Below are 14,543 nucleotides of genomic sequence, written 5' to 3'. Positions count from 1 at the left end.
AAGGGGTCTCCTTGGGTTGCGGCAATAGGACATTCGGCCGACGGGGTGTCAAGTTTCGGCAGACCCTTGGAAATCCCTGTCCGTATCATTAGACTTGAAGCCCGTCGGGCATGCCTTGCTGGGGAGTGGAGGCAGAAAGGGAGGAGCCGGATCTGTCTTCGAGATATCGTGCGATAGCGGCGCTTTTGGTGGTGCCGATCGTCATTTTCGCCTTCTTCACCTATGGAAGCGCGATTGCGACTCGCGCCTACATGGAAGAAGCCTCGGCGCAGGCGGGAACGACGCTGCGTCTCGCGGTTTCGGCGCTCAGCGGCCATCTCAACCGCTACGAGGCGCTGCCGGCGCTGATTGCCGATCATGACGACATCAAGGAACTGGTCAGCGCGCCTGACGACACGGCGCTGCGTGATGCTGCCAACCTCTACCTCAAGGAGATCAACGGGCTGTTGAAATCCTCCGACATTTATGTGGTGAAGCCGGACGGGGAGACGATCGCCGCCAGCAATTATGATGGACCGGGAAGCTTCATCGGGCAGAATTTCAACTATCGGCCCTATTTCCAGGAGGCGATCGAAGGCCGGCAGGCGCGGTTTTATGCGCTCGGCACGACCTCGCTGAAACGCGGCTATTATTTCTCGGCGCCGATCAGGGTCGAGGCGGACATTCGCGGCGTCATCGTCTTCAAGGTCGATATCGACATGATCGAATCCTCCTGGAGCGGCGGCGAGTACAAGATTTTCGTCTCCGATCCGGAGGGTATCATCTTCATGTCGGGCAGCCCGGAATGGCTCTACGGGGCGATCCTGCCGCTGACGGCCGACCGCATTGCCCGCACGGAAGCCTCGCGGCGTTATGCCAATGCCAGGCTGACAGCGCTGCCGGTGACGCGCCACCGCTTCGAACAGCACGAGTTGATGACGCTGGCAAGCGACCGGGGTGCGAGCGAATATCTGGTGCTGTCGCATTACATGCCGGCCGAGGACTGGACCGTAAACGTGCTGATGGAAACGAGCTCCATCCGGGCTCAAGCGCGCACCGCACTGGTCGCCGTCTTCCTCATCCTCTGCATCGCCGCGCTTGCTGTCGCCGTGCTTCGCCAGCGGCGGGCGCGGCTTGCCGAGCGCATGCAGATGCAGGCCGAGGCGCGCGGCGAGCTGGAGCGGCGGGTAGAGGAGCGCACCGCCGATCTTGCCCGCGTCAACAGCCGCATCGAGGAGGAGATCTCGGAGCGGCGGCTGACCGAACAGCAGCTACGTCAGACCCAGGCCGATCTGATTCAAGCCGGCAAGCTTGCCGGGCTGGGGCAAATGTCGGCGGCTCTTTCGCATGAGTTCAACCAGCCGCTGGCCGCCGCCAAGACCTATACGGACAGCGCCACGGTGCTGATCGACCGCGGGCGAATGGAGGAGGCGCGCGACAATATAAGACGCATCGGCGGGCTGATCGACCGCATGGCCTCGATCAGCCGGCACCTGCGCAACTTCGCCCGCAAGCCGAACGAGAAGCTCGGGCCGGTTCCTCTCGACGAAGCGATGCGGGATACGCTGGAAATCGTCGCATGGCGGCTGAAAGCGGCGGACGCCGAGCTTCGGCTCGACCTCGGGACACGGCCGCCGGTCGTGCGTGCCGGTTCGGTGCGTCTGCAGCAGGTGCTGGTGAATGTGATCTCCAATGCCGCCGACGCGGTGGAAGGGCTGGATGACAGGCGCATCGAGGTTTCGGCTTTCGAGGAGGCCGGCAAGGTGGTGCTGACGGTGCGCGACCATGGGCCGGGTGTGCCGGCGGCGATCGCCGAGCGCATCTTCGATCCGTTCTTCACGACGAAGGGCGTCGGCAAGGGGCTCGGGCTGGGGCTTTCGATCTCCTACAACATCGTCAAGGATTTCGGCGGCAGCCTGGCCGCCGCCAATCATCCCGAAGGGGGCGCGGTGTTCCGCATCGAGCTGCAGTCGGCGGCAGGATTGATGCCGGAGGCGGCGGAATGAACGAAGCGAAGATCCTGCTTGTTGACGACGAGGAGGAGCTGCGCCGCTCGACGGCGCAGGCGCTGGAGCTCTCCGGCTTCAGCGTCGAGACCTTTTCGAACGGCGATCATGTGCTCGAGCTGATCGGCTACAGCTTTCCCGGCGTCGTCGTCAGCGATATCCGCATGCCCGGTATCGACGGTATGACGCTGATGCAGAAGATCCGCGAGGTCGACCCGGAGGTGCCGGTCATTCTCGTCACCGGCCATGGCGATGTGCAGCTTGCTGTGAAGGCGATGCGCGAAGGCGCCTATGATTTCATCGAGAAGCCGTTCACGGCGGAGATGCTTGCCGGCGTCATTCGCCGGGCGATGGAGCGACGCGGCCTCGTACTCGAAAACCGGCTGCTGAAGGCGGTCGCCGGCAAACGCGACGATATCGAGGCGCGGCTACCGGGACGCACGCAGGTGATGGTGGATCTGCGCTACCGCATCCGTGCGATCGGGGCGAGCGATGCCGATACGCTTATTGTCGGCGAGACCGGGGCCGGCAAGGAAGTGGTGGCTCGCGCGCTTCACGACATCAGCGCCCGGGCAAGTCGGCCGTTCATTGCGATCAATTGCGCCGCGCTGCCGGCAAACCTCATTGAGAGCGAGCTTTTCGGTCACGAGCCCGGCGCCTTTCCGGGAGCGGTCAGGCCGCGTTACGGAAAATTCGAGCACGGGCGCGGCGGCACCATCCTGCTCGACGAGATCGGCTCCATGCCCTTCGACCTGCAGGCGAAGTTCCTGCGGGTGCTGCAGGAACGGGTGATTTCCAGGCTCGGATCGAACGAGATCGTGCCGCTCGACGTCCGCTTCATCGCGACGAGCAAGGTCGATCTCGAGGCGGAGGTGGCAGCCGGCCGCTTTCGCGCCGATCTGCTCTACCGACTGAACGTCGCGACGCTGCACGTGCCGTCGCTGTCGCAGCGGCGGGCGGACGTTCCGCTGCTTTTCCTGCAGCTGGTGCGGGAGGCCGCCGCCCGCTACGGCCGCGACGAGCTCACCGTGCCGCCGGAGGTGATCTCCGACATTGCCCAGCGCGACTGGCCCGGCAATGTCCGCGAATTGAGAAACGCCGCCGACCGTCTGATCCTTGGTCTCGATAATGGCGGGCGGCAAGCCGAGGAGGCGACCGGCCTTGCAGAACGCGTCGCCGAATTCGAGCGGGGCGTCATCGCCAGCGCATTGGTCGCGCATGGCGGCAGCCTCCGGCCGGTCTATGAATCGCTCGGCATTTCCCGCAAGACCCTCTACGAAAAGATGCAGAAATACGGCCTCGACAAGCGGATGCTGTTTACCGACGGCTGATCCTGCAGCATGGCGATGGGTGGATTTCCACCCATCGCAACAGCCGTTTGTTTCCGAATCGACCCATGCTGCGCCGCACTGTCATAGAATCATCTTGTCGAGGCGGTGGCGGTGATTGCGGCTCGATTTTTCCGGGCGGCAAATAGGACATCGCCGGCACGGAGGATGTGCCAGCGGCTTTGCTTGTTTCATCAGGGAGGAAACGATGAAAATCCTGAAGGCCATGCTCGGCCTGACCGCGGCTGCCGCGGTCTCTCTTCTCGCCGGCGCCGCTTCGGCGCAGACCTATCCCGAGCGCACCATCACCATGGTCGTCCCCTTCGCGGCCGGTGGCCCGACCGATACCGTCGCACGCCTCGTCGCCGAATCCATGTCGAAGGATCTCGGCCAGCAGATCGTCGTGGAGAACGTCGGCGGCGCCGGCGGCACGCTCGGCGCCGGCCGGGTGGCGAATGCCGATCCCGATGGATACACCATCCTCCTGCACCATATCGGCATGGCGACCAGCGCCACGCTCTACCGCAAGCTCGCCTATGACACGCTCGGCGCCTTCGACTATGTCGGTCTCGTCACCGAGGTGCCGATGACGATCGTCGCCCGCAAGGACTTCGAGCCGGCCGACCTCAAGGGCTTGATCGACTACGTCAAGGCCAACAAGGACAAGGTGACGGTCGCCAATGCCGGCATCGGCGCCGCTTCGCATCTCTGCGGCATGATGTTCATGAGCGCCATCCAGACCCAGCTGACGACCGTTCCCTACAAGGGCACCGGTCCTGCGATGACCGATCTTCTCGGCGGCCAGGTGGATATCATGTGCGACCAGACGACCAACACGACGAAGCAAATAACGGGCGGCACAATCAAGGCCTATGCCGTGACCTCGCCGAAGCGCCTCGACGTGATGAAGGACATTCCGACGGCGGTCGAAGCCGGCCTGTCGGGCTTCGAAGTCGGCATCTGGCACGGCATCTATACCCCGAAGGGCACACCGGCCGAGATCAACGAACGGCTGTCGAAGTCGCTGCAGGTCGCGCTGAAGGATCCGAATGTCGGCGCCCGCTTCGCCGAACTGGGCACGACGCCGTCTTCCGATGCCGATGCGACGCCGGCTGCGCTGAAGGCCAAGCTCGAAAGCGAGATAGCCCGCTGGAAGCCGGTGATCGAAGCTGCTGGCGAATATGCCGACTGAGGATTATCCTCGTCCAGACATGCTGCGCGAGCCCCTCACCCTAACCCTCTCCCCGCTTGCGGGGAGAGGGGACATGCCATGCGAGACGTGGCGGGAACGGAGAGGTTGCGGTGTGTTCCCTTCTGCCCGTTTACGGGGAGAAGGTGTCAGCAGGCGGATGAGGAGCTAGCTCCTTTGTGACGGCATCACGTCAACCATCTCCAACTCCAGGAGACACCATGAAATCCATCAGTTTCGATACCACCAATGCGATCTGCGGCGCGCTTTTCGTCGCCACCGGCGCCTTCTTCGCCTTCCAGTCGCTTTCGCTCGACCTCGGCACGGCATTGCGCATGGGGCCGGGTTATTTTCCGCTGGTGCTGGCCACCGTGCTCGTGCTGCTCGGCGCGATCATCTTCATTCAGGCGCTGCGTGTCGAAGGTGAGCCGGTCGACGTCTTCGCCTGGCGCGGCATGCTGTTCATCCTGCCGGCTCCCGTCTTCTTCGGGCTGACCGTGCGCGGGCTTGGTTTTGCGCCGGCGCTGTTTTTCACCGCCTTCATCGCTTGCTTCGCGTCGCGCAAGATGAACGTGGTGTCTGCGATCATTCTGTCGCTGCTGCTGACGATCTTTTCGGTCGCCGTCTTCAGTTATGGGCTCGGGCTGCCGTTCGAGCGTTTCGGCCCCTGGGTCCGGTTCTAGGAGGCGACGGTGGATCTCTTCAGCAATCTCGCACTTGGCTTTGCCACCGCGGCAACCCTCGACAATCTTCTCTTCTGCCTGATCGGCGTGCTGCTCGGCACGTTGATCGGCGTACTGCCCGGCATCGGCGCCACGGCGACGATCGCCATGCTTCTGCCGATCACCTTTCAGCTCGAGCCGGTCTCTTCGCTCATCATGCTCGCCGGCATCTATTACGGCGCGCAATATGGCGGCTCGACGACGGCGATCCTCATCAATATGCCGGGCGAATCCTCTTCCGCCGTCACCGCGATCGACGGCTACCAGATGGCCCGCAAGGGCAGAGCGGGGGCGGCGTTGGCGATCGCCGCGCTCGGCTCGTTCTTCGCCGGCACGGTCTCGACCTTTCTCGTTGCGATCTTCGCACCGCCGCTGACCGACATCGCGCTGCAATTCGGTGCGGCGGAATATTTCTCGCTGATGATCGTCGGCCTCGTCTCCTCGATCGCGCTGGCGCACGGCTCGGTCGTCAAGGCGCTGGCGATGGTCGCGCTCGGGCTGCTGCTCGGCCTCGTCGGAACCGATATCTATACCGGCACGCCGCGCTTCACGCTCGGCATCCGCGAATATGCCGACGGGCTGAACTTCGTGGCGCTTGCAGTCGGCGTCTTCGGCGTGGCGGAAATCCTGCGCAATCTCGAAGGCGAGTCGACCCGCACGGTGCTGGTGGCCAAGGTTTCGGGTCTCTTGCCCTCGCGCCAGGAATTCAAGGAAATGATCGCGCCGGTCATTCGCGGCACGGCGATCGGCTCGGCGCTCGGCATCCTGCCGGGTGGCGGCGCGATCCTTGCCTCCTTCGCCTCCTATACGGTGGAAAAACGCCTGTCGAAGACGCCGCAGGAATTCGGCAAGGGCGCGGTCGCCGGTGTGGCGGGTCCGGAATCGGCCAACAATGCCGGGGCGCAGACTTCGTTCATTCCGCTGCTGACGCTCGGCATTCCGGCCAATCCCGTCATGGCGCTGATGATCGGCGCGATGATCATCCAGGGCATCGTGCCGGGGCCGAATGTCGCCACCGAGCAGCCGGCGCTGTTCTGGGGTATCATCGCCTCGATGTGGATCGGCAATCTGATGCTCGTGATCCTCAACCTGCCGCTGATCGGGCTCTGGGTCAAGCTATTGACCGTGCCCTATTATGTGCTCTTCCCCGTCATCATGGCCTTCTGCTCGATCGGGGTCTACAGCGTCAATACGAACGTCTACGACCTCTATGCCGTCGCCTTCTTCGGCTTCATCGGCTATGTGCTGGCAAAGCTTCGCTGCGAACCGGCGCCGCTCCTGCTCGGTTTTGTGCTCGGGCCGCTTCTGGAAGAGAACCTCAGGCGCGCCATGATCCTGTCGCGCGGCGATCCGACCACCTTCGTCACCCGGCCGATCAGCGCCACGCTGCTGGCGATCGCGGTCGCCGTTCTGATCGTTGTCTTCCTGCCGAGCGTCAAGAAGAAGCGCGAGGAGGTGTTCGTCGAGGAGGCCTGAGGGGTTGAACTTGCGATCCGTTTGATAAACAAGGAATGATCTGACGCGGGCGCCGGCTGGGCGCCCGTTCGCTCGACAGGATATCCAGGCCATGAGCATCCCCGCCCGGATCAAGGACGATCTGCCGTTCCTCACCGCCCTGCGACGTGACCTGCATGCCCATCCCGAGCTCGGTTTCGAGGAGGAGCGCACCGCCGGCATTGTCGCGAGGCTGCTGGAGGAAGCCGGTATTGCCGTGCATCGCGGCCTTGGCGGCACCGGCGTGGTCGGCACGCTGCAGGTCGGCAACGGCACCCGCCGCATCGGGCTCAGGGCTGACATGGATGCGCTCGCCATGTCCGAGGCGGCGGAGCGGCCTTATAAGTCGACGGTGCCTGGGAGGATGCATGCCTGCGGTCATGACGGCCATACGGCGATGCTTCTCGGCGCCGCGCGGCATCTTGCGGCGACACGGGGTTTTTCCGGCACGGTGCATTTCATCTTCCAGCCGGCCGAAGAGGGGCGCGGCGGCGCCAAGCGCATGGTGGACGAAGGGCTCTTCAGGCTTTTCCCTTGCGACAGCGTTTATGGGCTGCACAATATGCCTGGGCTTGCAGTCGACGAGATCGCCGTGGTCGAGGGGCCGCAGCTTGCCTCTTCCGACAGCTGGCACGTCACCTTTCGCGGAATCGGCACGCACGGCGCCAAGCCGCATCTCGGCCGTGATCCGATCACGGCAGCCGGCACCTTCCTGTCATCGCTGCAGACGATCGTCGGACGCGTCGTCGATCCGTTGCAGCCGGCCGTCGTCAGCGCCTGCTTCCTGCAGGCAGGTGATCCCAAGGCGCTGAACGTCATTCCCGACGTGGTCGAGATCGGCGGCACGGCACGCGCCTATTCGCCTGAGGTGCGTGACCAGCTGGCGACAGAGATCGGCCGGTTGGCTAGCGGAACGGCTGCCATGTACGGCGTATCAGCCGATTACCGTTTCGAGCGGCGCATTCCGCCGGTGATCAATGACCGGGATGCGACTACACGGGCGCTTGCTGCTGCCGGGATGGTCTTTGGTGAAAAAGTGCGAGCAAGCTTTCCGCCGTCGACGGCGGGTGACGACTTCGCCTTCTTCGCGCAGAACGCGCCGGGCTGTTATGCCTGGCTCGGCAACGGGCCGGCGGTCGATGGAGCGCTTCACCATAACACGGCTTATGATTTCAACGATGAAGCGCTTGGCTATGGCGCGGCTTATTGGGTGGCGTTGGTGGAGCGGGAGTTGAGGGGTTAGCTGGCGTTTGCGGCCCCCTCATTCGCCTGCCGGCACCTTCTCCCCGAGGGGAGAGAGACATGCCGCGGCGTCTCGATTCCTCTTCTCCCCTCGGGGAGAAGGTGCCCGTAGGGCGGATGAGGGGGCGCCTGGCACGAACCTCGCTATTTCACCAAGTCCTACAAAATCTCCAGCACCGGGCTTTCCATCACTCTCCCCGTCACCACATCCGCAATCCCCCTGTCCGTCTGGTGCGGGCCGGCATTGCAGGCCAGCGTTGCGCCGAAGCAAGCCTTGAAGACGCGGTAGGGCGGTTTCCAGTCGACGATCTTGTCCATGGCCTTGCGGATGCCGGCGAAGGCCGAAGCGGTGTCCTTCAGCGAGGCGCCGGTCACCAGGCCGGAGAGCGGCAGTGACAGGATCGCTTCGATCTTGTCGTCCCTGGCGACCGCCATGCCGCCGCCGGCTGATATGACGGCGTTGGCGGCGAGCGCCATGTCGCGCGCATTGCCGCCGAAGACGGTGAGGTTGTGGCTGTCATGCGAGACGGTGGTGCAGAAGGCGCCGCGCCATTCGCCCCAGCCGGTGAGGAAGCCGATGCGCGGGACGCCGTCGGCCTTGCCGTGGCGGTGGGCGACGGCGATCATGGCGCTGCCGGCCGGCGGCACGACGAAGCCGTCCCGGACCTCCGTTTCGGCCTCGCCCCATTGGGTGAAGCGCGGGCGGTCGATGGTGGCGACGCGGACGCGCGCGCCTTTGGATGGAATGAGGAAGTCATTTTCGACGAGTGGCGGGAGCTTCAGCGAATTTTCAAGCGGTGCCGTATCAAGCCGCTGGACGGCCGCCTCCATGCTGCCGTTGCGGGCGACGATGCGGCCGCCTGAGATGACCAGCCGCGCCCGGAATTCCGTGAGATCGTCGAAAAGCACGAGATCGGCGCGACGACCGGCGGCAACAAGGCCGAGATCGGAGCGCTTCAGCCGCTGTGCCGCATTGAAGGTTGCGGCGCGGATCGCCCATTCCGGCTTCATGCCGTAGCGCACCAGCCGGCGGGCGACGTCGTCGAGGCCGCCGCTCTCATAGAGTTCATCGGGAAAAACGTCGTCGGTGCAGAGCGTGACGGTGGGCGGCAGGTGGCCGAGACCGTTCAGCACCTCGACGAATTCTTGCAGCAGATGGTCGTGCGAGCCGCGCAGTTCGATCGTCAGACCGGCGGCAAGCTTGGCGGCGAGATCGGCGCCGGAGGTGAGTTCGTGGTCGGAGGTGACGCCAGCCGCCATGAAGGCGTTGAGATCGGCGCCCTCGAGACCGCGGGCATGGCCGCAGACGAGCTTGCCGGAGGCAAGGCCGGCATTGACGATGGCGCTCATACGGGGATCGCCGTCAATGACGCCGCGCATGTTCATGACTTCGGCAACGCCGCCGACGGCGGAAGAGCGCAGCATCTCGGCGATGACAGCGGCATCAAAATCGGCGCCGGCAATTTCCAGGCCGGGTGCCGACGGCACGCAGGAGGGGGCAAGCAGGATCATGCGCAGCGGCAGCGCGCGTGCCGCCTCGATCGCCCAGCGCACACCGTCGAGGCCATGGACATTACCGAATTCATGCGGATCCCAGACGACCGTGGTGACGCCGCGCGGCAGCACGGCGCTCGCATATTCGGCGGGAGCCACCATCGAACTTTCGACATGCATGTGCGTGTCGATCAGGCCCGGTGTCACGATGCTGCCTGTCGCATCGACAATCTCGACGGCATCCGTGCGGCTTGCCGGGGCATGGACGCTGGCGATCAGCGCGCCGACGAGACCGATATCGGCGTCCCGGATCAGGCCGGTCACCGCATCGAGCAACCGGCCGCCGGTGATCAGCATATCGAAGGGGGCATCGCCGCGCGCAGCCGCAACGGCGCGGGCGCGCAAAGCGGGATCGTTGAGATCGGCGGGTTCCTGGCGAGGGGTGGTGTTCATTTGCGGGCCTCGTTGACCAGGGCGGCGAGAATGATGGCGCGCGCCCTATCGGCATCGATGTCGGCGGCGAATTGGGCATTGAAGGCCGCATGCGTGGCACGGGTCTCGACGACGGTGCGGCCGCGAGTGAGGGCGCCCTGAAGTTCGACGTCGATGCGCGCGGGGCGGAAGGTGACGATGTCAGGGGCGACGAAGGCGACGGCGGCTGTGGGATCGTAGATCGCCATTCCCGGGCGGCCACGGCTGGTGCCGATGCCGATATAACCGGAAAACATATCGGCGATCAGTTCGGCATTGGCGCCGCCGGCATGGCGCACCGGCTCGGCATCCTCCGGCCTTGCCAATACCTTGCGGCAGAGGTCGAGATCGACCATGCGCAGCGGCAGGCCATGGGCGATGACGATCGCAAGCGCCTCGGGATCGGCAAGCGCGTTGAATTCGGCAGACGCCGTGTGATTACCTGATGTGACGCCGCCGCCCATCCAGACGAGGTCGTCGATGCGGGTGGCGAGATGGGGGCGGGCGAGCGCCACGGCAGCGATATTGGTCAGCGGCCCGAGCGCCAGGATGCGGTGCCGGCCCTGGCCTTCCAACCAGCGGCAGAGCGCGGCGAAGGCATCGCTTTCGGCAAGGGCAGGCGCCTCCGGCAGGCTTTTGCCTGATGTCGGGATGCCGGTTTTTCCGAGGATCGCCTGAGCGGTTTCGAGCGTGCCGAGAACCGGCATGGCGCGGCCGGTATGAATGGGGAACGTCCAGCCGAAGGCACTGGCGGCGCCGGCGGCATTCATTCTGACCTGCGGCAGCGGCGTATTGCCGAAGACCAGCGAGACGCCGTCGATCTCATATTCCGATTGCCCCACCACCAAAATCGCGGCGATGTCGTCGAAGCCCATGTCCGTATCGATCCAGACGCCCATGATTTCACCCGAACCGTTTGAGGTTGGCCGCGCCGGCGACCGGCAGGTCGAAGGCGAGTGCACTGCCGATCTCGTGCGGCGGCAGGCCCGCATCGATTTCGGCCTTGATGGGCCCGAGCGGCGTATCGAGGAGATATTCGCGGGTGTTGCCGGCGAAAGACGTGCCGCGCACGGTGCCGTGAAATTGACCGGAGCCGAGGATCACCGCGCGCGGACGCCAGGCGAGGCCCGCCGCAGAATCCGGCGCCGCGCCGGAAAGGGCGACCGGGCCGTTCGGCGTCGCAAGCTTTCCATCCTTCAGCGCGAAGACATTTTCGAAGCCGACGAAATCGGCGACGAAGGCGGAGGCCGGGTTGTTGTAGATCTCCTCCGGCGTGCCGATCTGCTCGATGCCGCCGTTCAGCATGACGACGATGCGGTCGGCGAGCGCCAGGGCCTCCACCTGGTCGTGGGTGACGAAGATCATCGTGACGCCGGTCTCCTTCTGCACGCGCTGCAATTCGGCGCGCATTTCCAGGCGAAGACGGGCGTCGAGATTGGAAAGCGGCTCGTCGAGCAACAGTACTTTCGGCTCCATGACCATCGAGCGGGCGAGCGCCACGCGCTGCTGCTGGCCGCCGGAGAGTTCGGCGGGCTTGCGGCCGGCGAAGGCGGTCAAGCCGACGGATTTCAGGCCGGCGCCGACGCGGGCATCGAGATCGGCGCCCGAAATGCCCTTGAGCCGCAGGCCGAAAGCGACGTTCTCGTAAACCGTCAGATGCGGAAACAGCGCGTAGGATTGGAAGACGAGGCCGACGGCGCGCTTGTTGGCGGAGACGCGGGTAATATCGGCGCCGTCGAGACCGATGCGGCCGGAAGCCGGCGTCAGCAGGCCGGCAATGGCGCGCATCGTCGTCGTCTTGCCACAGCCGGAGGGGCCGAGAAGGGCGACCAGTTCGCCCTTGCCGATCGCAAGATCGAGATCCTTCACCGCGACCGTATCGCCATAAGCGAGCGTCAGCTTGTCGAGTTTGAGATAGGCATCAGACATAACGCGAAAATCCCAGGAAGCGCTCGGCGAGGAAGACGATGCCGATCGAGAGGAAGGCGAGAAGGGCGGAGAGTGCCGCGATGGACGGGTCGTAAGTGGTTTCCATGTAACCCAGCATGTCGATCGGCAGTGTGCGCACACCGGGGCCGGAGAGGAAGAGCGAGACCGGCACCTGATTGAAGCTGGTGACGAAGCCGAGGATGAAGGCGGCCAGAATGCCGCCGCGGATATTCGGCATCACCACGCGGAAGAAGGCGCCGAGCCTGGAGGAGCCAAGCAGGACGGCCGCTTCCTCGATATCCGAACGCAGATTGTCGAGGCTCGCGGAGACGACACGCACGGCATAGGGCAGCACCAGCGCCGCGTGAGCGAAGAAAAGGGCGAGCGTGATGTTGAAGCCAAAGGGAACGACGAGATAACGCAGCAATGCCAGGCCGACGATAATGCCGGGAACGATGATCGGCAGCGAGACGACGGTGCGGACCGTTTCTGCCGCCGGCAGCCGGTAACGCGACAAGGCGTAGGCGGCCGGGATGCCTAGGACGAGGGCCGCGAGCGTTCCGAAGACGGCGAGGAACATCGACATGGCGAAGCTGTCGCGGAAGCTTTCAACGGTGAAGACCTTCGTCACCCAGCGCAGCGACAGGCCCTGCGGCGGGAAGGCCAGCGTATCGCCTGCCGAGAGCGAGGCGGCGATGATGATCAGGAACGGGCCGATCAGGAAGACCAGCAGCAGGAAAAGCACGATGGGCGAAAACAGGCGGAGGGTCATCGGCGGCTCCTCGCCGTCGCGAGGCGTTTCAGCAGGATATTGGCGGCAAAGCTCATGACGATCAGGATGAAGGCGATGACGCTTGCCGAGACGAAATCATTGGCGACGGAAACCTGCTGGTACATCAGGGTTTCGAGCATCAGCACCTTGGAACCGCCAAGCACGGCGGGGGTGATATAAGCCGTCAATGAGCCGGTGAAGACAAGCGTGCCGCCGATGACGAGCCCTTCGCGGGTCAGCGGCAGGACGACCTTCCAGAAGACCTGGAACCAGTTGGCGCCAAGCACACGGGCGGCGGGGATCGCATCCCTCGGCATGTTTTCAAGCGCGCTGATCAGCGACAGGATCATCAGCGGCAGGAAGAGCTGCAGCAGACCGATGAAGACGGCGGTTTCGGTGAACAGCAGGCGCAGCGGTTCGGCACTGAAACCCAGGCCTGTGATCGCCTGGTTGACGATGCCGGTGCGGCCGAGAATGACGATCCAGGCATAGGTGCGCGCCACCGGCGAGATCATCAGCGGCAGGGTGACGAGGCCGATCATCCGCCCTTTGCCCTTCGCCGGCAGGTTGACGATGGCGAAGGCCGCGGCATAACCGATGACAGCCGAGACGGCGGTGACTTCGAGGCCGAGCCGGAAGGAGCGCAGGAATACGGTGCGGTTCAGCGTCCCGGAAAAGAAATCGGTATAGGCCGACAGCGTCCAGCCGCCACCGGCGCGGAAGCCCTCCGACAGCAGGATTGCGACGGGCAGCAGAAAGACCAGGGTTGCAAAGACGGCTGCCGGCAGGGCAAGCGCCAGGGCTTCTGCGCGGTTCTGGAACATAAGGCGCCTTTCGATCGATGGGATCGCGATCCCGGCAGGGGCGCCGGGACCTGTCTTCACTCAGGGAGTTTACTGGCCGACCTTTTCGTTCCAGCTCTTCAGCCAGCCGGCACGGTTGTCGAGGGCGATAGCGGACGGAATGAGCTTGAGGCTCTTGGCCGTTTGTTCGCCATAGGTGAGGTTGTTGGCCGCCGCTTCGGAAAGCTTGACCTCGCTGTTGGCGGGGCTGTCGATCAGCTTCTCGGCGAGTTTGGTCTGGGTTTCGGTCGAGAGCCAGAAATCCATGAACTGCAGGGCGAGATCCTGGTTCTTCGAACCCTTGGTCAGCACCAGCACGTTCATGCCGCCGGTCTGACCCTCTTTCGGGGTTGCCCAGGCAACGGGCACGTCGAGCTTGGTGAAGCCAGCCCAGGAGAAGCGGCCGATGGGAGCCGCCCAAATTTCCTCCTGCTGCATGAGCTGCACCAGCTGGGAGGATTTTTCGTAAAAGGTGACGATGTCGTCCTTCTTCTCGCCCAGTGCCTCGATCGGCCCCTTGAGATCCGGCGTGTCCTTGCCGAGCGCCAGGCCCAGCATATAGAGCGCCGGGGGGCCCTGGTTGGTGGTGACATTGGGGAAGGCGACATGGCCGACATATTCCGGCTTCAGCAGATCGGCCCAGGAGTCGATCTTCATCTTGTCGGAGCGGTAGGCGATCGACGTGGCGTAAAAGGTGTAGCCGACACTCATGCCGTCGTCGTTCGGGTCCTTGGCTATGTCGTACAGCTTGGCGAAATTGGAAAGTTTTGCAGTATCGACCTTGTCGATCAGGCCGGCGCGCGCGGCGGCCAGCGCATCGGCCATCGAAACGGCGGCGAGATCGACGACAGGACTGGCCTTGTTGGCTTCCATCTTGGCCAGGCGCTCGACGCTGTTGCCGGTCTCGACCACCAGCTTGCAGCCGCATTGGGCTTCGAAGGGTTCGTAGACCAGCGCCTTGAAATCGTCCTGGGCGAAGGCATAGACGGAAATGGTCAGCGTCCGTTCGGCGGCAGCCGCACTCAACGGCGATAGCGCCGCAAGCGCCACTGAAGCAATGAGAGCTTTTTTCATC

The 14,543-nt window shown here is 64.3% G+C and carries 12 protein-coding genes; 6 read left to right on the top strand and 6 right to left on the bottom strand.

From position 1 onward, the window contains the following. Positions 1-110: 110 nt before the first annotated feature. From CO655_RS05845 to CO655_RS05820, 6 genes are all read left to right on the top strand, one after another. The gene (locus CO655_RS05845) at positions 111-1,985 is read left to right on the top strand and encodes a sensor histidine kinase (protein ID WP_245423762.1); all 1,875 of its coding nucleotides are present in this window, start codon (positions 111-113) and stop codon (positions 1,983-1,985) included. Continuing rightward, positions 1,982-3,316: a sigma-54 dependent transcriptional regulator gene (locus tag CO655_RS05840; protein WP_097604051.1), complete on the top strand. Its 1,335-nt coding sequence runs from the start codon at positions 1,982-1,984 to the stop codon at positions 3,314-3,316. Before CO655_RS05845 ends, CO655_RS05840 begins: the two co-directional genes overlap by 4 nt. A 205-nt stretch (positions 3,317-3,521) precedes the next feature. Continuing rightward, positions 3,522-4,505 carry a tripartite tricarboxylate transporter substrate-binding protein gene (locus CO655_RS05835; RefSeq protein ID WP_097604052.1) on the top strand — a complete coding sequence of 328 codons (984 nt, stop codon included), beginning with the start codon at positions 3,522-3,524 and terminating at the stop codon, positions 4,503-4,505. A gap of 218 nt (positions 4,506-4,723) precedes the next feature. Next, positions 4,724-5,185, top strand: coding sequence for a tripartite tricarboxylate transporter TctB family protein (locus CO655_RS05830; RefSeq protein ID WP_097664097.1), 462 nt, complete (start codon positions 4,724-4,726; stop codon positions 5,183-5,185). Positions 5,186-5,194: 9 nt separating this feature from the next. After that, complete coding sequence (locus CO655_RS05825) at positions 5,195-6,700, top strand: tripartite tricarboxylate transporter permease (protein ID WP_064683382.1); 1,506 nt, start codon at positions 5,195-5,197, stop codon at positions 6,698-6,700. 91 nt (positions 6,701-6,791) lie between these two features. After that, on the top strand, positions 6,792-7,961 hold the full coding sequence (locus CO655_RS05820; protein WP_097664096.1) for a M20 aminoacylase family protein: 1,170 nt from the start codon (positions 6,792-6,794) through the stop codon (positions 7,959-7,961). A 158-nt stretch (positions 7,962-8,119) separates the two neighbouring features. Here the strand turns inward: CO655_RS05820 and CO655_RS05815 are convergent, their stop codons facing one another. The 6 genes from CO655_RS05815 to CO655_RS05790 all read right to left on the bottom strand — a co-directional run bounded on the left by CO655_RS05815 (position 8,120) and on the right by CO655_RS05790 (position 14,542). After that, positions 8,120-9,907, bottom strand: coding sequence for an adenine deaminase C-terminal domain-containing protein (locus CO655_RS05815; RefSeq protein WP_097664095.1), 1,788 nt, complete (start codon positions 9,905-9,907; stop codon positions 8,120-8,122). Further along, positions 9,904-10,824, bottom strand: coding sequence for a nucleoside hydrolase (locus tag CO655_RS05810; RefSeq protein WP_097664094.1), 921 nt, complete (start codon positions 10,822-10,824; stop codon positions 9,904-9,906). Before CO655_RS05810 ends, CO655_RS05815 begins: the two co-directional genes overlap by 4 nt. Before the next feature lie 4 nt (positions 10,825-10,828). Next, the gene (locus CO655_RS05805) at positions 10,829-11,854 is read right to left on the bottom strand and encodes an ABC transporter ATP-binding protein (RefSeq protein ID WP_097664093.1); all 1,026 of its coding nucleotides are present in this window, start codon (positions 11,852-11,854) and stop codon (positions 10,829-10,831) included. Beyond that, positions 11,847-12,626 (bottom strand): ABC transporter permease, encoded by a 780-nt coding sequence (locus CO655_RS05800; protein ID WP_064683387.1) that lies wholly within the window; start codon positions 12,624-12,626, stop codon positions 11,847-11,849. Before CO655_RS05800 ends, CO655_RS05805 begins: the two co-directional genes overlap by 8 nt. Beyond that, the gene (locus CO655_RS05795) at positions 12,623-13,450 is read right to left on the bottom strand and encodes an ABC transporter permease (RefSeq protein ID WP_097664092.1); all 828 of its coding nucleotides are present in this window, start codon (positions 13,448-13,450) and stop codon (positions 12,623-12,625) included. Before CO655_RS05795 ends, CO655_RS05800 begins: the two co-directional genes overlap by 4 nt. A gap of 69 nt (positions 13,451-13,519) precedes the next feature. Next, the gene (locus CO655_RS05790; RefSeq protein ID WP_097664091.1) at positions 13,520-14,542 is read right to left on the bottom strand and encodes an ABC transporter substrate-binding protein; all 1,023 of its coding nucleotides are present in this window, start codon (positions 14,540-14,542) and stop codon (positions 13,520-13,522) included. Position 14,543 lies beyond the last annotated feature (1 nt).

The sequence above is a fragment of the Rhizobium sp. M1 genome (assembly GCF_002531805.1).
Lineage (GTDB): Bacteria > Pseudomonadota > Alphaproteobacteria > Rhizobiales > Rhizobiaceae > Rhizobium > Rhizobium etli_C.
The sequence above is the reverse complement of the archived record's forward strand: the minus strand, read 5'-3'. Positions and strand labels throughout refer to the sequence as shown.

What these genes read in the sequence shown, in the direction of transcription:
- CO655_RS05840 (WP_097604051.1), top strand. Translation starts at nt 1,982, where the DNA reads ATGAACGAAGCGAAGATCCTGCTTGTTGACGACGAGGAGGAGCTGCGC.
- CO655_RS05795 (WP_097664092.1), bottom strand. Translation starts at nt 13,450, where the DNA reads ATGTTCCAGAACCGCGCAGAAGCCCTGGCGCTTGCCCTGCCGGCAGCC.
- CO655_RS05815 (WP_097664095.1), bottom strand. Translation starts at nt 9,907, where the DNA reads ATGAACACCACCCCTCGCCAGGAACCCGCCGATCTCAACGATCCCGCT.
- CO655_RS05845 (WP_245423762.1), top strand. Translation starts at nt 111, where the DNA reads ATGCCTTGCTGGGGAGTGGAGGCAGAAAGGGAGGAGCCGGATCTGTCT.
- CO655_RS05830 (WP_097664097.1), top strand. Translation starts at nt 4,724, where the DNA reads ATGAAATCCATCAGTTTCGATACCACCAATGCGATCTGCGGCGCGCTT.
- CO655_RS05810 (WP_097664094.1), bottom strand. Translation starts at nt 10,824, where the DNA reads ATGGGCGTCTGGATCGATACGGACATGGGCTTCGACGACATCGCCGCG.
- CO655_RS05800 (WP_064683387.1), bottom strand. Translation starts at nt 12,626, where the DNA reads ATGACCCTCCGCCTGTTTTCGCCCATCGTGCTTTTCCTGCTGCTGGTC.
- CO655_RS05790 (WP_097664091.1), bottom strand. Translation starts at nt 14,542, where the DNA reads ATGAAAAAAGCTCTCATTGCTTCAGTGGCGCTTGCGGCGCTATCGCCG.
- CO655_RS05835 (WP_097604052.1), top strand. Translation starts at nt 3,522, where the DNA reads ATGAAAATCCTGAAGGCCATGCTCGGCCTGACCGCGGCTGCCGCGGTC.
- CO655_RS05805 (WP_097664093.1), bottom strand. Translation starts at nt 11,854, where the DNA reads ATGTCTGATGCCTATCTCAAACTCGACAAGCTGACGCTCGCTTATGGC.
- CO655_RS05820 (WP_097664096.1), top strand. Translation starts at nt 6,792, where the DNA reads ATGAGCATCCCCGCCCGGATCAAGGACGATCTGCCGTTCCTCACCGCC.